This window comes from Aeromonas sp. MdU4 (genome assembly GCF_041929505.1).
Classification (GTDB): domain Bacteria; phylum Pseudomonadota; class Gammaproteobacteria; order Enterobacterales; family Aeromonadaceae; genus Aeromonas.
In genome coordinates this window covers 38722-63378 of the sequence record NZ_JBHFMW010000016.1, presented here as the reverse complement: position 1 = coordinate 63378, position 24657 = coordinate 38722, and the positions used below count along the sequence as shown (strand labels likewise).

20 protein-coding genes and 1 other RNA gene are annotated in these 24657 nt (G+C 59.3%); 2 read left to right on the top strand and 19 right to left on the bottom strand.

The window, feature by feature from the left end:
• Positions 1 to 10: 10 nt before the first annotated feature.
• The 19 genes from secA to rsmI all read right to left on the bottom strand — a co-directional run bounded on the left by secA (position 11) and on the right by rsmI (position 22345).
• Entirely contained in the window at positions 11 to 2728 is a 2718-nt protein-coding gene (gene secA / locus ACE1BR_RS08790; RefSeq protein WP_374869410.1) for a preprotein translocase subunit SecA, read from the bottom strand.
• Between the two features lie 59 nt (positions 2729 to 2787).
• Complete coding sequence (locus ACE1BR_RS08785; RefSeq protein ID WP_374869408.1) at positions 2788 to 3693, bottom strand: peptidoglycan DD-metalloendopeptidase family protein; 906 nt, start codon at positions 3691 to 3693, stop codon at positions 2788 to 2790.
• Positions 3694 to 3833: 140 nt separating this feature from the next.
• Entirely contained in the window at positions 3834 to 4757 is a 924-nt protein-coding gene (gene lpxC / locus ACE1BR_RS08780) for a UDP-3-O-acyl-N-acetylglucosamine deacetylase (RefSeq protein WP_040096346.1), read from the bottom strand.
• Between the two features lie 99 nt (positions 4758 to 4856).
• Complete coding sequence (gene ftsZ, locus ACE1BR_RS08775) at positions 4857 to 6008, bottom strand: cell division protein FtsZ (RefSeq protein ID WP_005336147.1); 1152 nt, start codon at positions 6006 to 6008, stop codon at positions 4857 to 4859.
• A gap of 39 nt (positions 6009 to 6047) precedes the next feature.
• Positions 6048 to 7307, bottom strand: coding sequence for a cell division protein FtsA (gene ftsA, locus ACE1BR_RS08770; RefSeq protein WP_005336148.1), 1260 nt, complete (start codon positions 7305 to 7307; stop codon positions 6048 to 6050).
• Positions 7288 to 8040 carry a cell division protein FtsQ/DivIB gene (locus ACE1BR_RS08765; protein ID WP_374869406.1) on the bottom strand — a complete coding sequence of 251 codons (753 nt, stop codon included), beginning with the start codon at positions 8038 to 8040 and terminating at the stop codon, positions 7288 to 7290. Before ACE1BR_RS08765 ends, ftsA begins: the two co-directional genes overlap by 20 nt.
• A 98-nt stretch (positions 8041 to 8138) precedes the next feature.
• Positions 8139 to 9593, bottom strand: a complete 1455-nt coding sequence (murC, locus tag ACE1BR_RS08760; RefSeq protein WP_374869403.1) for a UDP-N-acetylmuramate--L-alanine ligase — start codon at positions 9591 to 9593, stop codon at positions 8139 to 8141.
• Between the two features lie 121 nt (positions 9594 to 9714).
• On the bottom strand, positions 9715 to 10788 hold the full coding sequence (murG, locus tag ACE1BR_RS08755) for an undecaprenyldiphospho-muramoylpentapeptide beta-N-acetylglucosaminyltransferase (protein ID WP_374869401.1): 1074 nt from the start codon (positions 10786 to 10788) through the stop codon (positions 9715 to 9717).
• The gene (gene ftsW / locus ACE1BR_RS08750; protein ID WP_374869399.1) at positions 10788 to 11969 is read right to left on the bottom strand and encodes a cell division protein FtsW; all 1182 of its coding nucleotides are present in this window, start codon (positions 11967 to 11969) and stop codon (positions 10788 to 10790) included. Before ftsW ends, murG begins: the two co-directional genes overlap by 1 nt.
• A complete protein-coding gene (murD, locus tag ACE1BR_RS08745; RefSeq protein WP_374869397.1) occupies positions 11966 to 13249 on the bottom strand; it encodes a UDP-N-acetylmuramoyl-L-alanine--D-glutamate ligase in 1284 nt (427 codons plus the stop codon). The genes ftsW and murD overlap by 4 nt, the downstream gene beginning before the upstream one ends.
• A 4-nt stretch (positions 13250 to 13253) precedes the next feature.
• Positions 13254 to 14336 (bottom strand): phospho-N-acetylmuramoyl-pentapeptide-transferase, encoded by a 1083-nt coding sequence (gene mraY / locus ACE1BR_RS08740; RefSeq protein WP_005355120.1) that lies wholly within the window; start codon positions 14334 to 14336, stop codon positions 13254 to 13256.
• Complete coding sequence (murF, locus tag ACE1BR_RS08735; RefSeq protein WP_374869395.1) at positions 14330 to 15685, bottom strand: UDP-N-acetylmuramoyl-tripeptide--D-alanyl-D-alanine ligase; 1356 nt, start codon at positions 15683 to 15685, stop codon at positions 14330 to 14332. The genes mraY and murF overlap by 7 nt, the downstream gene beginning before the upstream one ends.
• Positions 15682 to 17166: a UDP-N-acetylmuramoyl-L-alanyl-D-glutamate--2,6-diaminopimelate ligase gene (gene murE, locus ACE1BR_RS08730; protein ID WP_374869570.1), complete on the bottom strand. Its 1485-nt coding sequence runs from the start codon at positions 17164 to 17166 to the stop codon at positions 15682 to 15684. The genes murF and murE overlap by 4 nt, the downstream gene beginning before the upstream one ends.
• Positions 17147 to 18901, bottom strand: coding sequence for a penicillin-binding transpeptidase domain-containing protein (locus ACE1BR_RS08725; protein ID WP_374869393.1), 1755 nt, complete (start codon positions 18899 to 18901; stop codon positions 17147 to 17149). Before ACE1BR_RS08725 ends, murE begins: the two co-directional genes overlap by 20 nt.
• Positions 18898 to 19212, bottom strand: a complete 315-nt coding sequence (gene ftsL / locus ACE1BR_RS08720; protein ID WP_374869391.1) for a cell division protein FtsL — start codon at positions 19210 to 19212, stop codon at positions 18898 to 18900. The genes ACE1BR_RS08725 and ftsL overlap by 4 nt, the downstream gene beginning before the upstream one ends.
• Positions 19213 to 19215: 3 nt before the next feature.
• Positions 19216 to 20154 (bottom strand): 16S rRNA (cytosine(1402)-N(4))-methyltransferase RsmH, encoded by a 939-nt coding sequence (gene rsmH / locus ACE1BR_RS08715; RefSeq protein WP_374869389.1) that lies wholly within the window; start codon positions 20152 to 20154, stop codon positions 19216 to 19218.
• The gene (gene mraZ, locus ACE1BR_RS08710; protein WP_374869387.1) at positions 20155 to 20613 is read right to left on the bottom strand and encodes a division/cell wall cluster transcriptional repressor MraZ; all 459 of its coding nucleotides are present in this window, start codon (positions 20611 to 20613) and stop codon (positions 20155 to 20157) included. It abuts the gene before it with no gap.
• A 448-nt stretch (positions 20614 to 21061) separates the two neighbouring features.
• An RNA gene (gene rnpB, locus ACE1BR_RS08705) (RNase P RNA component class A) lies at positions 21062 to 21449 on the bottom strand.
• Between the two features lie 62 nt (positions 21450 to 21511).
• Positions 21512 to 22345, bottom strand: a complete 834-nt coding sequence (gene rsmI / locus ACE1BR_RS08700) for a 16S rRNA (cytidine(1402)-2'-O)-methyltransferase (protein ID WP_069554204.1) — start codon at positions 22343 to 22345, stop codon at positions 21512 to 21514.
• A gap of 79 nt (positions 22346 to 22424) precedes the next feature.
• Here rsmI and ACE1BR_RS08695 point away from each other — a divergent pair, with 79 nt between their 5' ends.
• Positions 22425 to 24335: a penicillin-binding protein activator gene (locus ACE1BR_RS08695; RefSeq protein WP_374869385.1), complete on the top strand. Its 1911-nt coding sequence runs from the start codon at positions 22425 to 22427 to the stop codon at positions 24333 to 24335.
• Positions 24277 to 24648, top strand: coding sequence for a YraN family protein (locus ACE1BR_RS08690; protein WP_374869568.1), 372 nt, complete (start codon positions 24277 to 24279; stop codon positions 24646 to 24648). The genes ACE1BR_RS08695 and ACE1BR_RS08690 overlap by 59 nt, the downstream gene beginning before the upstream one ends.
• The last annotated feature ends 9 nt before the right edge of the window (positions 24649 to 24657 follow it).

Genomic DNA, 24657 nt, shown 5'->3' with positions numbered 1-24657 from the left:
ATCGGGTCGATCAGGTCAACTGACCGTGGCAATGCTTGTACTTCTTGCCGGAACCACAGGGGCAAGGATCGTTGCGACCAACCTTCTGCTCGTCGCGCACGAAGGTGGTGTGACCCTCTTCCGCGCTCTCTTCGTCTGCCAGCTGGCTCTCTGCGGCGGCATGGGTGTAGGTGCGGGGGGCCGCTTCAGCCTGCTGGCGCTGCTGCTCTTCCATCGCTTCTACATCACGCTCTTGTACCTGAACACGGCTCAGGATGCTGACCACGTCGCGCTTGAGGGTTTCCAGCATCTGGGTGAACAGATCGAAGGACTCGCGCTTGTACTCCTGCTTGGGGTTCTTCTGGGCGTAGCCGCGCAGATGAATGCCCTGACGCAGGTGGTCCATAGCTGCCAGATGCTCTTTCCAGAGGCCATCCAGAGTCTGCAGCATCACCGCCTTCTCGAAGTTGCGCAGTACCTCTTTACCGACCAGCTCCTCCTTGTGGGCATAGAGCTTGGTCGCTTCGTCCAGAATCCGCTCGCGCAGCTTCTCTTCATAGAGCTTGTCATCTTCTGCCAGCCACTGTTGCAGCGGCAGATCCAGCGCGAAGTCAGCCTTCAGGCGCGCTTCCAGACCCGGCACGTCCCACATCTCTTCCAGAGACTGGGGCGGAATGTATTCATCGATCACCGCACCGTAAACGTCGTCACGGATGACATGAATGGTCTCGGAGATATCGTTGGTATCCAGCAGCTCGTTGCGCTGCTCATAGACCACCTTGCGCTGGTCGTTGGCAACGTCATCAAACTCCAGCAAGCTCTTGCGGATGTCGAAGTTACGACCTTCCACCTTGCGTTGGGCGTTTTCGATCGCCTTGGTGACCCACGGGTGCTCGATGGCTTCGCCCTCTTCCATGCCCAGCTTCTTCATCATGCCGGTCACGCGATCGGAGGCGAAGATCCGCATCAGGGTATCTTCCATGGAGAGGTAGAAACGGGAGGAACCCGGGTCACCCTGACGACCGGAACGGCCACGCAACTGGTTGTCGATACGACGGGATTCGTGGCGCTCGGTACCTATGATGTGCAGACCACCGGCGGCCAGTACCGCATCGTGACGCACCTGCCAGGCCGCTTTCAGCTCGGCAATCTGCTCGCTGGTCGGGTTCTCCATCTTGGCAATTTCAGCCTGCCAGTTGCCGCCCAGCACGATGTCGGTACCACGACCGGCCATGTTGGTCGCGATGGTGACCGCGCCAGTCTGGCCAGCCTGAGCAACGATCTCCGCTTCCATGGCGTGGAACTTGGCGTTCAGCACCTTGTGCGGGATCTTCTCCTTGGTCAGGATGCCGGAGAGCAGTTCGGAGTTCTCGATGGAGACGGTACCGACCAGTACCGGCTGGCCTTTAGCCACGCACTGACGGATGTCTTCGATGATGGCGGCATACTTCTCATTGGCGGTCAGGTAGACCAGATCACCCATGTCTTTACGCACCATCGGCTGGTTGGTCGGAATAACCACGGTATCCAGGCCGTAAATCTGCTGGAATTCAAAGGCTTCGGTATCCGCAGTACCGGTCATGCCCGCCAGCTTGTTGTAGAGACGGAAGTAGTTCTGGAAGGTGATGGAGGCCAGCGTCTGGTTCTCGTTCTGGATCTTGACCCCTTCCTTCGCTTCAACGGCCTGATGCAGACCATCGGACCAGCGACGACCCGGCATGGTACGACCGGTGTGCTCATCGACGATGACGATCTCGTCCTTCTGGACGATGTAGTCCACGTTGCGCTCGAACAGGGTGTGAGCACGCAGACCCGCATTAACGTGGTGCAGCAGGCTGATGTTGGAGGCGGAAAACAGCGAGTCGTTCTCATCCAGCAGCCCCTCTTTCTTGAGCAGCTCTTCCACGAAGATCTGGCCGTTTTCGGTCAGCAAAGCCTGACGGTTCTTCTCGTCCACCGTGTAGTGTCCGTCGCCGGTGTACTCTTCGGTGTCTTCCTTATCCTGCTTGACCAGCAGCGGGATCAGCTTGTTGACGCGAATATAGAGCTCGGAGCTATCTTCGGCCGGGCCTGAGATGATGAGCGGAGTTCGGGCTTCATCGATAAGCACCGAGTCAACCTCATCCACCAGCGCGTAGTTGAGCGGACGCTGGACGCGCTGCTCCGGCGAGAACGCCATGTTGTCGCGCAGGTAGTCAAAACCGAATTCGTTGTTGGTACCGTAGGTGATGTCAGCGGCATAGGCGTCGCGCTTCTGGGACGCATCCATGCCGGGCACGTTGCAATCAACGGTCATACCGAGGAAGGTGAACAGCGGACGGTTCGCTTCCGCATCACGCTTGGCCAGGTAGTCGTTCACCGTGACCACGTGGACGCCACGGCCACTCAGGGCGTTCAGGTAAGCCGGCAAAGTGGCGGTAAGAGTCTTACCTTCACCGGTCTTCATTTCAGCGATGCGGTTGGAGTTGAGCACCATGCCGCCGATCAGCTGCACGTCGAAGTGACGCATGCCAAATACCCGCTTGGAGGCCTCACGCACGGTTGCAAACGCTTCCGGCAACAGCTGCTCCAGAGTCTCGCCCTGCTCGATACGCTGACGGTACTCGGCCGTCTTGGCCTGCAACTCGGCATCGGACAGAGCCTCGAACTGCGGCTCCATGGCATTGATCTGTTTTACAATTTTGCGCAAAGCCTTGAGCGTTCTGTCGTTCCGGCTGCCGATAATCTTGGTAAGCAGTGTGCTAATCATGGGTACCAACTATTTCTGGTTATAAAAGCGTTCCGTCACTGGAACCTGGAGAAAAAAACCTAACCCCGTCTGGCACTCAGAAAGCGTGCGGGGTTGACCTGACGACCGTCTTTCAACACTTCGTAATGCAAATGGACCCCGGTCGCGCGACCGGTGCGCCCCATCAAAGCAATCTTCTGCCCCTGATCAACCAGGGTACCCACCTCGACCAGCAACTTGGAGTTGTGGGCATAGCGGGTGATCAGACCATTGCCGTGATTAATCTCCACCATGTTGCCAAATTCCGGATGACGGCCCGCCCAGCTGACAATGCCGGGACCTGTGGCCAGAATGGGGGTCCCGGGTTTGCCACGGTAATCCACCCCTTTGTGCATCTTGGCACGCCCATTGAACGGGTCGACCCGTCCACCAAACCCGGACGAGACCCAAACCCGCTCCTGTTTGACTGGCGTGCCGGAAATAAAACCGGCATCGGTGATATGGTGATTCATGATGAAAGATTCAAGTACCGACAGCTGCTCTTCGCGGCTGCTGAGCTGCTGGCTGAGGTGTTTCATCGAGGCTTGCAGCTCGTTGAGGCTCACTTCCAGATCTTCATCATAAGAAGGGCCGCCCATCGGGGGCAGCTCTTTGAAATTGAACTCGTCAGGATCGAGATCGGCCTGCTCGGTCAATCGCTCGCCGAGGGCATTGAGACGGCCAAGCTGGCCTTGCATGGTGCCCACCTGAGCAGCCAGCATCGCCAACTGTTCACGGGCTTCGTCGCCACTCTGGTCGACGGACTGTTGCTCGGCAACGGCAAGCGCAACTTCCAGCGCCTCCATTTTCTGGTGCCAACTCTGCCAGAGCCAACCACCACCTAGAGCCAACAGGGAGAAGAGAATACCGCCGACCCAGGCCAGACGTTGTTTTGGTAAGTGCAACTTGCGTCGCTGCTTGCCGTGGAGGATCAGGGTAATGCTCATAGAACTAAGTCTGCTCGGTCAGGTGCGGCCAGGAGCCTGCACGGGAAATAAAACCGGGAGATAATCGGTATTAAAGGATGGAGTAAACAAATGACGGAACGTCGGTGCGGAGAGAGGACCGACGTTCCGTTGCACAGCTATCAGGCCAGAACCAGACCGTTATCGTAGTAAGCGATAGGCGCTTTGTCGCCCTCACCCTCGAAGGTCACCAGTTCCCAAGCCTCCTGCTCGGCCAGCAAGGCACGCAGCAGCTTGTTGTTCAGGGCATGGCCAGTTTTGTAGGCACGGAACTCACCGATGATGCTGCGGTTGCACATATAGAGGTCACCGATCGCGTCCAGCATCTTGTGCTTGACGAACTCGTCCTCATAACGCAAACCGTCTTCGTTTAGCACCCGATAATCGTCCAGTACCACGGCGTTTTCTAGGCTTCCGCCCAGCGCCAGATTCTGGGAACGCAGGTACTCGATATCACGCATGAACCCGAAGGTACGGGCACGGCTGATCTCTTTCACGAAGGAGGCACCGGAGAAATCCAGTACGCAACGTTGATTGCGCCCAGCAAAGACCGGATGCTGGAAATCGATCTCGAGATCCATCTTGAAGCCGTTGCGATAGGGGTGGAATTCCGCCCACTTGTCGCCGTCTTCAACCCGGATGCTCTTCTTGATCCGCACAAACTGCTTGGCAGCATTCTGCTCACGGATCCCGACTTCCTGCAGCAGGTAGATAAAGGGATGCGCACTGCCATCCATCACCGGGATCTCGGGCGCGTCAACCTCGACATAGAGGTTGTCGATCCCCATCCCGGCCAGCGCGGCAGAGAGGTGCTCAATGGTAGAGACCCGGACACCGGCTTCGTTGACCAGAGCGGTACAGAGCACGGTATCGCGCACCTGATCGGCATTGGCTGGCAGCTCCACCACAGGATTCAGGTCGGTACGCAAGTAAACGATCCCTGTGTTCACAGGCGCCGGACGGAATGTCATGGTGACTTTCCGGCCCGAATGCAGGCCGACACCAGTCGCCTGTACACTCGTTTTCAAGGTTCTTTGTCTAATCATGGGTGTACCCTAAACAGCTTAAAATCCGGACCAGATGGTCGTTGGCAGGCCATCTTAGCACATTCCTTGAACAACAAACAAATAAGAGCCATAAGAGGCTTAGTCAGCTTGTTTGCGCAGGAACGCCGGAATATCCAGGTAATCCGGTTCGCGACGAGCTTGCGGCTCGGCGTTAACCACCTTGGCCGGGGCTTCGTCCATCACGCGGCCTTGCATCATGTCGCTGACCAGCGGCTGACGTACCGGGCGCTCTTGCACCTGGCTGCTCTTGACCAGAGTGATGTCCGGCTTGCGCTCGGCACCGATACCGGTCGCAACCACGGTCACACGCAGTTCGTCGTGCATTTCCGGATCGATTACGGTACCCACTACCACAGTAGCGTTCTCGGAAGCGAAGGCCTTGACCGCGTTACCCACGGTTTCGAACTCTTCGATGGTCATGTCCATACCGGCGGTGATGTTGACCAGGATGCCACGGGCACCGGCCAGATCCACGTCTTCCAGCAGCGGGCTGGAGATGGCTTTCTCGGCCGCTTCTTCGGCACGGTCATCACCGGAGGCGGAACCGGTACCCATCATGGCGGTCCCCATTTCACGCATCACGGTACGCACGTCTGCGAAGTCGACGTTGATCAAGCCCGGACGGGTGATCAGCTCGGCAATGCCCTGTACCGCGCCAAGCAGTACATCGTTGGCAGCCTTGAAGGCATCCAGCAGGGAGATACCGCGCCCCAGTACCTTCAGCAACTTGTCGTTGGGGATGGTGATCAAGGAATCGACATTCTTGGAGAGCTCTTCGATACCGTGCGCGGCGAAGCCCATCCGCTTCTTCCCTTCAAAGGAGAACGGCTTGGTGACGACGGCAACGGTCAAAATACCCATCTCGCGCGCCACTTCGGCCACGATCGGCGCAGCACCGGTACCGGTACCACCACCCATACCAGCGGCGATGAACACCATGTCGGAACCGGTCAGCAGCTCACGCAGCGCTTCGCGATCTTCCATGGCCGCATCACGACCCACTTCCGGATTGGCTCCGGCACCCAGACCCTTGGTGATACCACCGCCGATCTGCAGAGTGGTGTTGGCGCTGGAGTTACGCAGAGCCTGGGCGTCAGTGTTGACGGTAATAAACTCAACACCCTCAATATTTTGACGAACCATGTGTTCGACAGCGTTACCGCCGCCGCCACCTACACCGATCACTTTAATGACGGCTTCGTCAGTATGGCTATCCATAAATTCAAACATGTTGTCTCTCCGCTTTATTTGCCTGACTCAGCAAAATTCTTAGAACTCGCCACGCAGCCAGTTGCTAACCCGTTTGACCAGGCCACCGACGCTTGCCTTGGCGGCATATTCTTTGTTGCTACCTGTGGCTTGATGGGTGCGGCCATATTGCAGCAACCCGACCGCAGTCGAGTACACCGGTGCCTGCACGTAATCACTCAAACCACGTATGTTCATGGGCTCTCCCACCCGGACCTGGCTCTGGAAGATCTGCTCTGCACACTCCACAATGCCTTCAATCTGGGCAGCGCCGCCGGTCAAGACCACACCGGCTGCCAGCTGATGCTTGACCCCCTGCGCTTTCAACTCGCTCTGTACCCGCACCAGCTCATCATTCACCATGGAGAGCAACTCGGTGTAACGGGGCTCAATCACTTCAGCCAGTGTCTGCCGTTGCAGGCTGCGCGCCGGACGACCGCCGACACTGGGCACTTCAATATTGTCTTCCTTGCTGACCAGACGGCCGAGGGCACAGCCGTAGCGCACCTTGATCGCTTCTGCGTCAAGCGGCGGCGTGCCGAAGGCGTAGGCGATGTCGCTGGTCACCGTGCTGCCAGCGTACGGGATCACCTTGGTGTGGCGCAGGGCACCGCCGGTAAACAGCGACATATCCATGGTGCCACCACCGATGTCCACCACGCAGACACCCAGCTCCTTCTCGTCCTCGGTCAGCACGGCGTAGCTGGAGGCCAGCGCGGAGAAGATCAGTTGATCCACGCGCAAGCCTACCTTTTCCACACATTTCTCAATGTTGCGGGCCATGTCGTTGTGGCAGGTAATCAGGTGAACCTTGGCCGCCATCCGCACACCGGAGAGACCAACCGGGTTCTTGATCCCTTCCTGGTAATCGATGGCAAACTCCTGGGGCAGCACATGCAGCACCCGCAGCTCATCGGACAGCCGTACCGACTTGGCGGTGTGGATGACGTTGTCCACGTCTTCCTGGGTCACCTCTTCGTCGGAGATGGGCACCATGCCGGTTTCGTTGCGGCAGTCGATATGCTTGCCAGAAAGCCCCAGATAGACGGAGCTGATCTGGCAGTCGGCCATCATCTCGGCTTCTTCTACTGCACGGCGCAGGGACTTGACCACGGAGTCGAGATCATTGACCCCGCCCTTCTCCATTCCGCGAGAAGCGTGACTGCCCATACCGATGACGTTCAGTTCACCGTCCGGCAATACTTCCCCGACCAGAACCGCCACCTTGGTTGTGCCGATATCCAGTCCGACAATCAAATTCCTATCTGCGGTGTTGGTCATGCACTTTCTCTTCGCTCTTCTTCCAGCCAACTGCCATTCCGGTGTCGTATCGAAGATCCACGTAGGCAACTTGCGCACGGGGTTCGATAACCGGGAAGGCATCGATAAACCGCTGCAACCGGAGCGCAATGTCATTGCGTCCCAGGAACAGCTTGATATTGCCATCCAGGGTCAGTTCCCAGGCATGGCGGGGGGTCAGATTCACCCCCAGCAACTTGTATCCCTTGGCAGCCAGTTGCGACTCGTACTGCCGACTCTCTTTCAACACCCGGGCGGCCTGGTCATCCGGCCCTGACAGCTGCAACAGCGGCGTCTTGACCCGATCCGGAGCACTGAACACCTTGCCCTTGGTGTTGACGAAGCGGTTGCCATTCCAGCGCGCCGCCACATCCTGTTCTGTCAGGTAGACCTTGATCTTGTTCGGCCACTTCTTGCGTACCGATACCGAGGCCACCCATGGCAAGGCATTGAGCCGAGCCTGCAATTCGTTGACATCCAACTCGAAGAAGTTGCGCAGCTCGGCGCCATCCAGCACGGCCAGCCGCAGCTCTTCGGTTTCCAGATACTGGTGTTGCCCCTGCAGCAACAGCTCGCTCATGGGCAACCGGTTGGCATCTGTCAGCCAACCTTTAACATCCAGCGCCGTCCGGTAGCAGCCCCATATCACCAGCAGGAAAAACATCACCCCTGCGATGAAGCCACCCTTGGTGCGCCCCTGTGCCCTTGCCTCCACCCGCTCGATCCCCGTGTAACGCGCTAAGCCAGCCTTTTGATAGACCGGTTAGCCATTATATAGGCCCCGGCTTGGCGGTCAAAACACTCATTGGGCCCTCAGGCGCCAGATTTCATGCTATCTATGTTCAATTTCATCTCACCGAGACGGCGGGCCAACGCCCCGACGTTCCCGGCCCCCTGAGTCAGCACCAGATCCCCTTCGCCAACCAGGTCGGCCAGCACGGCGGGCACATCATCTGGCGTGGCCACAAAGATGGGTTCCAGGTTGCCGCGCGAGCGAATGGAGCGACACAATGCCCGACCATCAGCACCCGGGATCGGCTCTTCACCAGCCGCATAAACCTCCAGCATCACCAGCACGTCTACCTTGGAGAGCACATCGGCGAAGTCCTCGTAGAGGTCGCGGGTACGGGTATAGCGGTGCGGCTGGAATACCATCACCAGACGCTTCTCGGGCCAACCAGCACGAGCGGCATTAATAGTCACCTTCACTTCGCTCGGATGGTGGCCATAATCGTCCACCAACATCGCCTTGCCGCGACCGGTTTCGAACTCGCCATACTGCTGGAAGCGGCGGCCAACCCCTTCAAACTTGGCCAGCGCACGGATGATGGCCTCATCGCTGACACCATCCTCGGTCGCGACAGCAATCGCCGCGGCAGCGTTCAAGGCGTTGTGGATCCCCGGCAAGTTGAGGGTGACCTTCAGCTCACCGGCATCTTTGCGGCGCACCCGGAAACAGCTGTGGTTGGTGGTCTGGACAAAATCCAGTACCTGCACATCCGCGTCGTCAGAGAGACCATAGGTGAGGGTCGGACGGGCAATCTCGGGCAGCATGCCACGAATAACCGGATCATCGATGCAGACCACAGCCAGACCGTAGAAAGGCAGGTTGTGCAGAAACTCGATGAAGGTGGCTTTTAGCTTGGAGAAGTCACCGCCGTAGGTATCCATGTGATCCGCTTCGATATTGGTCACGATAGAGACCATCGGCTGCAGATGCAGGAAGGAGGCGTCGCTCTCGTCCGCTTCAGCAATCAGATAACGGCTGCTGCCCAGACGGGCATTGGTACCGGCGCTATTGAGAAGACCACCAATAACAAAAGTCGGATCGCGGTCAGCCTCGGCATAGATGCTCGCCACCAGGCTGGTGGTGGTGGTCTTGCCATGGGTACCGGCGATGGCGATACCGTGGCGGAAACGCATCAGCTCGGCCAGCATCTCGGCGCGACGTACTACCGGGATCCGCTGCTCACGGGCAGCCAGCAGCTCCGGGTTGTCCTGCTTGATGGCAGTGGAGACCACAACCACGCTGGCCCCGTTGACATGCTCGGCGCTATGGCCAGCAAAAATATGGGCACCCAGGGCTTCGAGTCGCTCGGTCACGGCATTGCGAGCCAGATCAGAGCCCGTTACCTGATACCCTTCGTTGGCAAGCACTTCGGCGATCCCGCCCATACCGGCACCACCGATGCCGATAAAGTGGATGCGACGCACGCGGCGCATTTCAGGGATCACGGTACGCAGTTTTGCCAGTTCAACCTTGGTCATAATCATCTCTTTAGTCTGCCGCAAGCCATTTACAGTCAAAATCGGCCTGCTCGGCGGCATCAATAAATACAGGGACAACACTGCACGGCTCCGCCTGTGCAATCTTGCTCATCAATTTTTCTTAACTCTGTCCGGTTGCCAACCGCTTGCACTCATCAGCTACCCGCTCAGCCGCATCGGTGATGGCGACGCGACGGGCAGCCTTGGCCATGTTGAACAGGGTCTCCCTGCGCCCGGCGAGCCAGGAGAGTCGCGCAGCCAGCGAGGCAGTGGTCAACTCGGACTGGGGCAGGAACTCGGCCGCACCACCATCGACCAGGGTCAGGGCGTTACGGGTCTGGTGATCATCCACCGCATGGGGCAGCGGCACGAAAATGGCAGCCACACCGGCAGCAGCCACTTCGGAGACGGTCAGGGCACCAGCACGGCAGACCACCAGGTCGGCCCAGGCGTAGGCACTGGCCATATCCTTGATAAATTCACTCACCTCGGCATTGATGCCGTGCTGGGCATAGGCTGCGGACACTGTCTCGCCATTGCCCTTGCCGCACTGGTGACGCACCTCGATAGGTACGCCAGCCGCGGCAACCGCCGCAGGAACCTGTTCGTTGAGCACCCGAGCGCCAAGACTGCCGCCAACGATCAGCAGATGCAGCGGCTCGCTGCTGCTACGCAATTGGGGATCCGGCAGGGCGACCACTTCGGGACGAACCGGGTTGCCAACCACTGCAGTGCAACGACTCGGCGCAAAAGCCCCCGGAAATGCCATCAGCACCCGCTTGGCGATACGTGCCAGCAACTTGTTGGTCAGGCCGGCCGCAGCATTTTGCTCGTGCAGCAGCAACGGAATGCCGGAGATCCAGGCCGCAACGCCGCCCGGGCCGGAGGCAAAGCCGCCCATACCAAGCACCACATCAGGGCGAATGGTCTTGAGTACCTGACGCGCCTGCAGCACGGATTTAACGATGCGATAAGGTGCTGCCAGCAGCCGCTTGATGCCGTTGCCACGCACCCCCTGAATATCGATAAAGGAGATAGGATAACCGTGGGCAGGCACCAGCTCGGCTTCCATCCGATCTGCTGTACCAAGCCAGTGGACTGTCCAACCCTGGGCCTTCAGGCGATCGGCCACGGCCAAACCGGGGAACACATGGCCCCCGGTACCACCCGCCATCACCAACAGCGTCTTGCTCACTAAACCTCCCGCACGCGCGCCTGGGCGGTCGCCTGACGCAACTCAAAATCGATACGAATCAACATGCTCACCGCCACCGTCATGATGATGAGACTGGAGCCACCATAACTGACCAGTGGCAGGGTCAACCCTTTGGTCGGCATCATGCCGCTGGCGGCACCGACGTTAACGAAGGTCTGGAAGCTGAACCAGATACCGATGCCAATTGCCAGATAACCGTCATAGAGCCGCTCGGCGACCAGTGCGCGATGGCCCAATTTCAACGCTTTGACAGCCAATGCAAAAATCAGAAACAGGGCACCCAGCACCCCGACATAACCCAGCTCTTCACCGAGGATCGCAAACACGAAGTCGGTGTGCGCCTCTGGCAGGTACTCCATCTTCTGGATGGAGTTGCCCAGTCCTTCGCCAAACCAGCTACCGCGGCCAAACGCCATCAGTGACTGGGTCAACTGGTAGCCACTGCCGAACGGATCGGCCCAGGGATCCATAAACGAGGTCACCCGGCGCATCCGGTAAGGCTCGACGATGATCAGCATCACCACGGCACCGACCCCGGCACCGATCAGGGTCAGGAACTGGCCAAGTCGGGCCCCCGCCAGAAACAACATGCCGAAGGAGGTCACGAACATCACCACGGTGGAACCCAGGTCAGGCTGCAGCAGCAGCAAGACAGCCAGCACCCCGAACACCGCCAGCGGTTTCAGGAAGCCGATCCAGGCTTCGCGCACTTCGTTCTGACGGCGCACCAGATATCCCGCCAGATAGACAAACAGCGCCAGCTTGCCAAACTCGGCAGGCTGCAGGTTGAACGGACCGAGTGGCAACCAGCGCACCGCTCCGTTGACGTTGCGCCCCACCAGCAGCACCAGCACCAGCATGACGATGGCCAGCAGCAGCATGGGGCCATTGTGCTCCTGCCAGCGCGCCATCGGCACCTGCAGCACGAACCAGGAGATGCCGAGCGCCATCACCAGAAACATGGCGTGGCGTTTCACAAACATGAAGGGGTCGTCACCCAGAGAGATCCCCTCGGGGATCGATGCCGATGCCACGATCACCACCCCGACCGCCATCAGCGCAAGCGCCAGCACGACCAGCTGCCGATCATAGAGACCGGCAGGCCGCGCCGGTAACAACCAGCGCTGCAAAAAACCTGCGACCGTGCGAAGGGCATTCATAGCGCCAGCACCATTTCGGTGAAACGATCGCCGCGCACCTCGAACGACTTGAACTGATCCAGGCTGGCACAAGCTGGCGCCAGCAGCACCCAGTCACCCGATCTGGCATCGGCCGCCGCCTTGGCGACTGCAGCAGCCAGATCGGCCACCCGCTCGGTCTGCTCACCCAATGCCAGCAGCACGTCGGCATCCTGACCGAAGCAGTACATATGATCGATCTGGTTGCCCAACAGAGCCTGAATGGGGCCAAAATCCTGTCCCTTACCCTGACCACCGGCCAGCAGCAACAGCCGTCCCTTCACCGACTCGCGCACCCCGGCCACGGCAGCCAACGTGGCCCCCACGTTGGTCGCCTTGGAGTCGTTGATCCAGCGCACCCCGTTTACCTCGCGCACGAAGCGTGCGCGATGGGGCAAGCCCTCAAAACGGCGTAACACGGTGAGCTGGGCAGCACGGGGAATGCCGACCGCATCGCACAGCGCCATGGCGGCAAGGGCGTTGGCCTGATTGTGGGCGCCGACGATCTTCATCTCGTCCACTGCCAGCAGCGGTTCGCCATGCAGAGTCAGCCAGTAGCGGCCATCCAGCAGGCAGCGGCCATAGCCATTGCAGTCGAGGCCAAAGCTTTGCCATACCTGACCCACATCGGGCAGGGTCTGAGGGTCGTCGCGATTGACCAGAATGTGTTTGGAGTGCTGATGGATCTCCATCTTGGCGGCGCGATAGTCAGCCATGCCCTGATAGCGATCCATATGATCTTCTGAGAGATTGAGCACCACGGAAGCCGCTGCACGCAGGCTATGGGTGGTTTCGAGCTGAAAGCTGGAAAGCTCCAGCACACAGAGATCCATCGGCTGCTTGAGCAGCTCCAGCGCAGGAGTCCCGATGTTGCCACCTACACCGACATTGAGCCCGGCCTCGGCAATCATCTCGCCCACTAGCGTGGTCACCGTACTCTTGCCGTTGGATCCGGTGATGGCGATGACTGGCGCCTGGGTCTCGCGCACGAACAACTCGATGTCGCCGACGATCTGCACACCGAGCTCAGCAGCAGCCTTCAGCTCGGGGGTCGCCAAGGCAATGCCCGGGCTCGCGACGATCATGTGCGCCTGCTTGAGCAGCGCCTCGTCGAGCCCGTGAATGAGCTCCACCTCCGGCGGCAGTTGATCCTTGCCCGGTGGGTTGGCACGGGTATCCATCACCAGTGGCGTGACGCCACGGCCGAGGAAGTAATCGACACAGGAGAGTCCGGTTTTGCCCAATCCGATGATGATGACCATGGCCTTACCTCACCTTCAGGGTGGCAAGACCCAGCAGCACCAGCACGAGGGTGATGATCCAGAAGCGCACGATGACGCGCGGCTCCGGCCAGCCCTTCTTCTCGTAGTGGTGATGGATCGGCGCCATGCGGAAGATCCGCACGCCGCGCAGCTTGTATGAACCCACCTGCAGGATCACCGAGACTGTCTCCATCACGAAGACGCCGCCCATGATCACCAGCAGGAACTCCTGACGCACCAGCACAGCGATGGTGCCGAGCGCGCCGCCCAGCGCCAGCGAGCCGACGTCTCCCATGAAGACCTGGGCCGGATAGGTGTTGAACCAGAGGAAACCCAGACCCGCCCCGACGATGGCGGTACAGACGATCACCAGCTCGGAGGTATAGGGCACGTAGGGAATGTGCAGGTAGTTGGCAAAGTTGACGTTACCTGTGGCCCAGGCGATCAGGGCAAAGCCCCCTGCCACCATCACGGTCGGCATGATGGCCAGCCCGTCGAGACCATCGGTCAGGTTGACCGCGTTGGAGGTACCGACAATGACAAAATAGGTGAGCACGATAAACATCAGGCCAAGCTGCGGCATCACATCCTTGAGGAAAGGCACCACCAGCTGGGTCTGCCCCTCATGGGTCGCTGTGGCATAGAGGAACACCGCCACCGCCAGCGCTACCGCGGATTGCCAGAAGTACTTCCAGCGCGCGATCAGGCCGTCGGTATTCTTGCGCACCACCTTGAGGTAGTCGTCGGCAAAACCGATGGCGCCGTAGGCTCCGAGCACAAACAGCACCAGCCAGACATAGGGGTTGTCGAGGCGGCACCAGAGCAGTACGGAGGTGAAGATAGCCGCAATGATCATCAGGCCCCCCATGGTCGGGGTGCCCCGCTTGCTGAGGTGGGACTCGGGACCGTCGTTGCGGATCACCTGACCGAATTTCAGGATCTGCAGGCGGCGAATGAGGCGCGGCCCCATCCAGAGGGCAACCCCCAGTCCGGTGATGATCGACAGGATGGCGCGAAACGTCAGGTAGGAGAAGACGTTGAAGAAGGTGAAGTGCGGGGTGAGCAGTTCGGCCAGCCAGACTAGCATGTGGCTGACTCCTGATGGCCTTTGACCATCTCGACGATATCTTCCATGCGGGAGCCACGGGCGCCCTTGACCAGAATCGAAATTTCCTGATGTGTATTTATCATTTGCGCAAGCACTTCAAACAACGACGCCTTGTTATCGAAATGTCGGCCCGCCGCGGCATCTGCGGTGTGGCGACTCTGTTCCCCCACTGTCAGCACGGCATCCAGGCCGCGCTCGCGGGCATGATGGCCAACCCGGGCGTGTTGCCCGGCAGACTCCTCACCCAGTTCCCGCATATCACCGAACACCAGCACCTTGAAGCCGCCCATGGCGGTCAGGGTATCGATGCCCGCCAGCACGGATTCCACGCTGGCATTGTAGGTATCGTCCACCAGGGTCAGACCGCCCCAGCGCTGCACGCAGAAGCGTCCCTTGACCGGCGCCATCTGCTCCAGACCAGCCTTGACCGATGCCAGAGAAGCGCCGAGCGCCAGCGTACCAGCGGCGGCCGCCAGCGCATTGGCCACGTTATGGCGACCGGGGATCGCCAGAGTCAGGCTCACCTCGCCCTGCGGGGTCACCATGACAAACTCGGCACAGCCCTGAGCGTTGAGAACCACATCGCGAGCATGGAACGGCTGGCTCTCATCTTCGATGGAGAAGGCGCAGCAAATGCCACGCTCGCGCCACTTCGGCCAGAATTCGTTGTCGGCATTGACGATGGCAGTGCCGCCTTCACGCAAACCCTCAAAAATTTCGCTCTTGGCGTGGAACACCCCTTCCAGCGAGCCAAAACCCTCCAGATGAGCCGCTGCTACGTTGTTGATGATGGCGGCATCCGGTTTAGCCAGCGAGGTAGTCCAGGCAATCTCGCCCGGGTGGTTGGCACCCAGCTCCATCACCGCAAACTTGTGTTGCGGTTCGAGACGCAGCAAGGTCAGCGGCACGCCCACCTCATTGTTGAAGTTACCGGCAGTGGCCAGCACTTCCCCTTCGTTGCGCAGGATGGCTGTCGCCATCTCCTTCACCGTGGTCTTGCCGCAGCTGCCGGTAATCGCCAGCACCTTAGGGTTGATGCGCTCGCGCACCAGCTTGCCAATACGGCCCAACCCCTTGAGGGTGTCTGCTACCACCAGCTGGGGAATGGCCAGCGGCAGTTCACGCTCGACCAGCAGGGCAGAGGCCCCCGCCGCCAGCGCCTGATCGCAAAAATCGTGGGCATCGAAGCGCTCGCCGCGCAGTGCTACGAACAGTGCGCCAGCACCCAAGGTACGGGTATCGGTGCTGACCGCAGTAATCTCGCCATCTTCACCAATCAGACGGGCATCGAGCACCTGCGCCAGGTCGGCAAGCCTGAGGGTCATCATTTGAATGACTCCATTAATGTGTGCAAAGCGGCCGCGACGGTTTCCCGGTCGCTATAGTGCCGCTTGTCGGTTCCAATGATTTGATAATCCTCGTGGCCTTTGCCAGCCACCAGAATGATGTCCTGTTTGCTCGCCTTGCTGATGGCCAGGGTGATCGCCTTGACCCGATCGTGCTCAACCTGCACCGCAGCAGGATCGCGAAGACCCGCCACCATGTCGGCCATGATCCGGGCCGGCTCCTCGGTACGGGGATTGTCGTCGGTCAGGATCACGCGATCCGCATACTGTTCGGCCATGGCCGCCATCATGGGGCGCTTGCCGCGATCCCGGTCACCGCCACAGCCGACCAGACACCAAAGCAGCCCTGTGCAGTGCACCCGCAAGGCCTGCAATGCTTTTTCCAGCGCATCCGGAGTGTGGGCATAATCGACCACGGCCAGCGGCGTATCGCCACCACCGAAGCACTCCATGCGGCCAGTTACCGGCTGCAGTTGAGGTGCGGTCGCCAGCAGTTCGTTGAAGTCGTAACCGAGCACCAGCATCACGCCCATCGCCGCCAGCACATTGCTGACGTTGAAGCGGCCGAGCAAGGGGGCGGATAATACACCATTCCCCCAGCTGGAGTTAATCTGTGCACGAAAACCTTGCTGGTGAAAATCGAGCTGTTGCGCCGTTAATTGACGGCCAACATGGTTTTCAATCGGACCATTAACGCTGAAAGCGACGGCGGAGGGGTAGTTGACCAGCCACTGTGCGCCCAGCTCATCGTCCCGGTTGATCACGGCATGGTGCTCATCGACCAGTTGCAACAACAGCTCCTTGGCGGCGCCATAGGCCTCCATGGTGCCGTGGTAGTCAAGATGATCCCGGCTCAGATTGGTGAAAACCGCGGCAGCAAACGGCAGAGCGGCAACCCGATGTTGCACCAGACCGTGACTGGAGACCTCCATCGCCACCAGATCCGCCCCTTGCTCTTGCAGGGCCGCCAGATTGGCTTGCACCTGAATGGCGCTGCCGGTGGTGTTTTCCGCTTCGATCAGGTTGCCAAACAGACCGTTGCCGATGGTGCCCATCACGCCAGCCTTGCCACCCAGCAGGGTGCGCCAGTTGGCGACCAGCAGTGCCGTGGTGCTCTTGCCGTTGGTACCCGTGATCCCCACCAGATCCAGTTTTTTGGCTGGCTGATCGTAGAAATAACCTGCGAGGACAGAGAGGTGAACGGGCAGATCCCGCATCCCGATACAAGGAACCGGAGTCACTGGCGCGCTAAATTCACCATCCTCCTCAAACACAACAGCGGTCGCTCCCTGAGCCACCGCCTGTTCGATAAACTGTCTGCCGTCCACCTGATGACCACGAATGGCCACGAAGAGAGAGCCGGGGCCGACCCGCCGACTATCCAGCTGGATGTTGGTCAGGGCAAGCGCCGGCGCCGTAATGCCGAAAGGGCGCAGTAATGAATCAAGTGCGCGGTGCAACAGGAGCCTCCGTACTGGCGAGCTTGGTGGGCACCGAAGGGGGTACCGCATCCGGACGAATATTGAAGAGTTGCAGCACCCCGCCCATGGCCTCTGCAAACGGTGGGGTCGCCACGGCGCCACCATAGTAGGCGCTGCCTTTTGGCTCGTTGATTACCACCACCATGACGAAACGGGGATCACTGGCCGGGGCGAAGCCAGCAAACCAGGCCATGTAATCCTTGCCATAGCCACCAGCGACGGCGACTTTGGCGGTACCACTCTTGCCACCCACCCGGTAGCCCGGGATCTTGGCCTTGGGAATGGCGTTGTCGACCACGTATTCCAACGCCTGCAACATGGCGGAGGCGTTGTTGTGGTCGATCACCTGCTCGCCCTTGGGCGGCTCGGTCACTTTGACGATAGAGAGCGGCACCCGCTTGCCCTTGTTGGCCAGAGTGGCGTAGGCAGAAGCCAGCTGCAGCGGGGTGACCCGCAGGCCATAGCCAAAGGAGAGGGTCGCCCGTTCGATATCGGACCAGCGACGGCGCTGGGGCAGCATGCCGCCGCTCTCGCCCATCAGACCGCTACCGGTATCCATGCCGAAACCGAACATGCTGAGGGTATTGATCATCTCCTGCGCCGGCATCCGCAACGCGATACGCGACATACCGATGTTGGAGGAGTAGCGCAGAATGTCGTAGAGGTTGGTCGCCCGGTGGATACTGACATCCTTGATCTGCTTGGCGCCGATAAAGAGTGGCCCGCCCTGGATGGTATCTTTCCAACTGGTCACACCAGCCTGCAAGGCACTGAGCAAAATCAATGGTTTGACTGTCGAACCCGGCTCGTAGGTATCGGTTACTACCCGGTTGCGTACCCGGAAACTCTGGTACTGACCGCGGTTGTTCGGGTTATAGGAGGGGGTATTGACCATGGCAAGCACTTCGCCAGTCTTGATATCCAGCATCACCATGGAGCCGGAGGTCGCCTTGTTTTCGTCGGTGGCCCGCTTGAGAGCGCGGTAAGCCAGCGCCTGTACCCGCTGATCGATACTGAGCTGCAGATCGTTGGCGTTCTTGCCCTCTTTGACGATGCCAAGTCGCTCGATGACCCGGCCCTGCCGATCCTTGCGCACCCGCATCTCGCCAGGTGTCGCGGTCAACCACTCGTTGTAGCTGCGCTCGATCCCCTCGATACCGTTGCCATCAATGTTGGTCACCCCCACCAGATGGGCGCTGATTTCACCAGTCGGATAGAATCGCCGTGACTCTGGGCGCAGATAGACACCACCCAGCTTGAGCCCCTTGATATATTCGGAGACAGCCGGGGTCACCTGACGCTGCAGATAGACAAAACGCTTGCTGGGATTGGCGATGCGCTGCTTGAGGGTATTGATATCGATCTTGAGCACGGCGGAGAGTGCCATCCAGGCCCGTTCATTGTGGATGGCACCGGACTCGTGAACCGTCTTGGGATCAGCCCAGACCGCTTCGACCGGTACAGATACCGCAAGCTGTTCACCGTTGCGATCGGTGATCATGCCGCGTACCGCCTGAGTGGCGGTGGTACGCAGGGAGCGCATGTCCCCCTCCTGGCGCAGGCGATCCGGATTGATCACCTGGATCCACGCCAAACGCAGGATCAGACCCACAAAGGCGATGCCGATAAACACGACCAACGTGCGAAAGCGCCACGGATAAATCGATGGCGCTTTGACAGTCGCTTTGGCAGCTTTGGCTGTAGCCTTGCGTTTCATGGTTGGGTAATTACCTTTTCGGTGGTCACCAGCGGACGTCCCATCTGCAACTTGTCCATCGCCAGGCTCGCCACCCGGGAGTGTTCCGCCAGGGTGCCCTGCTCCAGAAGGAGGTGACGCCATTCGATATTGAGACGATCCTCTTCCGCCATCAGGTCGTTCTGTTTGGCAGTCAGGCCACGCGTCATGTTGGTCACCAGGATCACCGCAAACGCAGTCACCAGTACGGCGACTGACAACAGGATCTGCAGCTTGTGCCGCCAGAGATCTGCCACGATCTCCCTGGCAAGGTGGACACGCACTTCGCTCATCGCTTACTCCGCCAACCGCTCGGCGACCCGCAGCACGGAGCTGCGCGACCGGGTGTTTTCCGACACTTCATGGTCAGAGGGCTTGAGCGCCTTGCCAACCGACTTCAATTTGCGACCGCCAGCCAGCTGGGCTTCGGTCAACGGAATGCCGTAGGGCACTTCCGGTCCCTTCTCGTGTTTGCGGATGAAGTGCTTCACCAGCCGATCTTCCAGTGAATGGAAACTGATCACCGACAGGCGGCCATGAGGTGCCAGCACCTCCAGCGCACCGTTCAATGCGGTCTCGATCTCGTCCAGCTCGCTGTTGATATAGATACGGATGGCCTGGAAGCTGCGAGTCGCGGCATGTTTGCCCTTCTCCTTGCTCGGATTGACCCGGGCAATCATCTCCGCCAGCTGACGAGTACGGACATAGGGCTCGGTAACCCGGTCGTGCACGATGGCGCGGGCAATTTTCTTGGCAAAGCGCTCTTCACCGAAGGTCTTCAACACCCAGGCGATATCATCAACGTCAGCCTTTGCCAGCCACTCGGCAGCACTTTGGCCGGAAGTGGGGTCCATCCGCATATCGAGCGGACCATCCTTCATGAAGCTGAAACCCCGCTCGGCATCGTCAAGCTGGGGAGAAGAGACCCCCAGATCCAGCAAGAAACCATCCACCTTGCCCAGCAGGCCGCGTTCATCCAGATAGGAGGCAATACCGGAAAAAGGACCGTGCACGATTTCGAAACGGGGATCCTGGATCTTGGCAGCCTCGGCAATCGCCTGCGGATCGCGATCGATGGCGATCAGGCGACCATTGGGACCAAGGTGCTGAAGAATAAGGCGGGAATGACCACCACGGCCAAAAGTACCGTCGACATAGACACCGTCCGGCTTGATGGCCAGACCTTCAACGGCTTCGTGCAGCAGCACTGTGATGTGTTCAGCGGCTTGGGTCATTTATAAAGAGAAATCCTGTAGTCGTGATGAGCTTGCCCAATCGTCCCCGGGCAGACCCAAGATGTCGTCATTGACCTGTTGTTGCCAGCGGGCTTCATCCCACAGCTCAAATTTGTTGAGCTGGCCCACCAGCATGATTTTCTTGTCCAGCCCGGCATGATTGCGCAGGGGCTGACTGAGCAGCAGACGGCCATTGCCATCCAGCTCGCATTCTGTCGCATGCCCCAGCAGCAAGCGCTGCAAACGGCGCTCGGCGGGATTCATGCTGGAGAGGGTCTTGAGCTTGCGCTCAACCTCTTCCCATTCATTCAGGGGATAAAGGAGCAGACAGGGATGAGCAATATCGATGGTGCAGACCAGCTGGCCGTCGCTTTCGTCGCGCAGCCAATCACGGAATTTGGTCGGAATAGCCAGCCGCCCTTTACTGTCCAGGCTGATGGCATGAGCGCCACGCAACAAATTGCAGTCCCTGAAGGTGAGTGAGCGGGCAGTTTGCCGCTCTAAAAACCACTTTGATCCACTTTTCCCCACCTTGAAGTTTAAGGACGTGCAGGGGGCTTTTCAAGCAAGGAGATGGGACGAAAGGAACATATTGACGCAGCATTTACATACCGCAGATTGAGTGGGTTGATTTTCCACAAGTTATTTGGTGTACAACTCGGACGATTAATTGAAACAAGTTAATGAAATGGGAGCGCGCGCAATATGGCGACTCAGACCCACGCCATGTCCCCTATCGCAATCCACCGCTATGTTTGGGATAACAACATAGGAAACTATCAGGTTGATTTGAAACATATAATTTCATTCCGAATTACCAAGCTGAAAATATCACGCTCAATGCCGCCATATTTTCTTCAGAAATAAAAAAGAGCCCCGCGATTAATCGCGGGGCTCTTCGGAATGAGGTCGGAGTCGGCCTGTAAGCCGGGTTCTGTACCGGGTTGCCCCGGGTAGCAATCATTCCTCTAGGCCAGCAATCGCTCGCTGGCTCAAGCAACCTACCCGCCCCCAACGCGGGCCGCGCCAATAGGGGGCCTATTTGGTCTTGCTTCGGGTGGAGTTTACCGTGCCACGAACTGTTGCCAGTCGCGCGGTGCGCTCTTACCGCACCCTTTCACCCTTACCTGATCCCTTGCGGGCCATCGGCGGTCTGCTCTCTGTTGCACTGGTCGTAGGCTCACGCCCCCCAGGCGTTACCTGGCACCCTGCCCTATGAAGCCCGGACTTTCCTCCCCTCCGCCCGTCTGTCCCGAGGGACACAACGACGAAGCAGCGATTGCCCAGCCAACTCCGAGGCGCGGATTATAGCCTTGCGATAGCCACGGGGTAAACCGGCAATTCCCGTTTACAACGATTAATAGTGCTCGAGACCGTACTTGTAGAGGGCATTCTTCTTCACACCGTGGATCTCTGCAGTCAATGCCGCCGCTTTTTTAAGCGGGAGTTCGGCAACCAGCAACCCCAAAGTACGGATCGCCTCGGCAGGCAGATCCTCTTCCTCTTTAGAAGCGCCAGCCACAACCAGCACGATCTCGCCGCGGCAGCGATTGTCATCCTCACCTAGCCAGACCAGCATTTCGGAGGCGGGCAAACCGTGGATGGACTCGAACGTTTTGGTCAGTTCGCGGCACACCACAACCTGACGCTCGCCGAGAATGCGAGCAATCGCTTCGACTGTATCTTGTACCCGGCGTGGCGATTCATAGAACACCAGGGAGCGGGTATCTTCGATCACTGCCTGCAGGCGATCATCACGTCCCTTGCTCTTGGCTGGCAGAAAACCTTCGAAAGCAAAGCGATCAGTGGGCAGACCGGCCGCACTCAAGGCGGTAATAGCCGCGCAGGGACCGGGCAGCGGCACAACCTTGACCCCCGCTTCACGACAACGGGTGACCAAGTGATAACCAGGATCGCTGATGAGCGGTGTACCCGCATCGGAGACCAGCGCCACGCTCTTGCCCTCCTTGATCCGGCCGATCAGCACGTCAGCCTTCTGCTGCTCATTGTGATCGTGCAGGGCAAAGGTCGGCACCGAGATTTGGTAGTGGCTAAGCAAGATGCCGGTATGGCGGGTATCTTCAGCGGCCACCAGATCGACACTGCGTAAAATGTCCAATGCACGCTGGGTGATATCCGCCAGATTGCCGATCGGGGTGGGGACTATATACAGGGTTGGGATGTCACTCATGGGATCTCCGAGTGTCCCGACAATTGTGTCGCCATATTGGCCCGTTTACACTATGGGGAACTTCAACACTGGTCGGGGAATGAACTTGAACCGGGTTACAAAGCAGCTAAGTGTATCACGACTCTTCGGCATCATACTCGCGGCGGTACTGCTCGCCGCCTGTGCGTCGGATCCCAATCAACCGTCAGGGCAGTCAGGCATGCCCTCTGCCTTCTCCAATCTGACCAAGAATGCCCAGTGGTATCTTGAGCAGGTGGACCCGGCCAAACCGGCCGAAGCCTTTACCTGGCAGATGTTGGCAGCACGCAGCTATCTGGCGCTGGGCCAGGCCAAACCGGCCTCGGCACTGTTCCAGCAATTGCAGAAGCAGGCCAAGGCCCCCGACCAGAAGGCGCAGCTACAACTGCTGCAAGCCCACCTGTTGCTGGCGCAAGGCCATGCCAATCAGGCGCTGATCCTGTTGGAAGGCAAGCCTGAAGTCGCCCTGGATGCTGATACCCAAAAGGATTGGTATCGCCAGCGCGTGGTGCTGCAGCTAGACATCAACAACAAATTTGGCGCTGCCAAGTCACTGATCCTGCTGGAACCCTATCTGGCCCAGAATGAGCTTGCCACCAACCATCAACAAATCTGGTCACTGCTCAAAAGCATGACCCCGTCCACCCTGCAGGCGCTGGAAGAGGCTCCGGCTCCAGACGTTACCACAGGCTGGCTGCGCCTTGCGGCACTGGTCAACGAATTCGGTGCCCAGCCCAACCTGCTGGCTCGCCAGCTGACAGGCTGGAAACGCGACTTCCCCAATCACCCGGCCCAGAAAGACATGCCGGCGGGCCTTGGCGATCTGGCAACCACCTCTGCCAGCGCCTCGGTACAGCAGATTGCGGTGCTGCTCCCCCTCTCCGGTAATCTGGAACCGCAGGGGGCCGCCATCCGGAACGGTATGCTAATGTCCTACAAGGAGAATCAGGGGCAATTTACCCTCAACTTCTACGACACCCAGAGCAAACCGACTATCGACCTCTACAAACAGGCGATTCAGGAAGGGGCGGATATGATCATCGGCCCGCTGCTGAAAGACCGGGTCGAGGAGCTGCTCAAAGCCAATCCAACCGTGCCGGTGCTGGCGCTCAACGAGCTGGACAAGCCGATCGTCAATGACACCACCTACTACTTCTCTCTCTCTGCCGCTGCCGATGCGGCACAGGCAGCCCAGTATCTCTACGCTCAGGGCTACCGCAAACCGCTATTAATCGCCGCTCAGGGGCGGATCGGCTACAGCAGCATCAAGGCGTTCGAACAGGCTTGGGCTACCGTGAGCCAGGACAAGCCGGTAGTCACCACCTTCGGCGCACGCAACGAAGTGCAGGGAATGGTCAAAAACGCCCTGAGTGGCCGCTCTACTGCCAAGGCCGGCCAGGTTGTTCAGCTTTCCGACGCGGCACCGCGCAGCATCGATGTCGTCTACATCGTGGCCAACCCGCTGGAAACCCGGATGATCAAGCCCTACGTGGATGTCTCGGTCGAGCCGATGGGCAGCCTGCCGATCTTCACCGGCCCGCGCGGTTATGATAGTGCTGCGACCGAAGTGACCTCCGAACTCAACGGTATGCATATCGCCGATATGCCTTTGCTGCTCGGCGGTTACGAGAAGCAGCGCGAGCAAGTTGCCCTGCTGTGGCCGCAGACCCAGGGCGACCTGCTGCGCCTGTTTGCCATGGGCTACGACGCTGTCGCACTGGCGGAAAATCTGCAACAGATGCGCAAGGTCGGCGGGATGCAGCAGGCTGGCATGAGCGGCCAGCTGAGTGTCGACGCGCAGGGTAATATCGTGCGAATGCTGAGCTGGGGCACCTATCAGAATGGCAAGCTGGTCGACGAAAATGCAGTCCAGCAGCTGGAGGAGCCAACCAATGAAGGAGCTGTTAGCACGGATGCGCCAGCAATTGCAGAACCTGTTCTCGCCCCCGCCGAACAAGGGACAGCACTTTGAGCTAGTGGCTGAACGCTGGCTGCAGGCGCGTGGTCTGCAGCCAGTAACTCGCAACTACCGCTGTCGGGGTGGCGAAATCGATCTCATCATGCACCAGGGCCAGACCCTGGTGTTTGTTGAGGTGAGGTACCGGGCCTCCACCAGCCATGGTGGTGCCGCCAGCTCGGTCACCCGGGCAAAACAGCGCAAGATCATGCTGGCCGCGCGACACTATTTGAAGCAACATGCCATCAACGAGGCCAGCCAGGCCTGCCGATTCGATGTGATCGCGTTCGAGGGGGACCAGCCAGACTGGATCCAGAACGCATTTTAAGAGGACCCT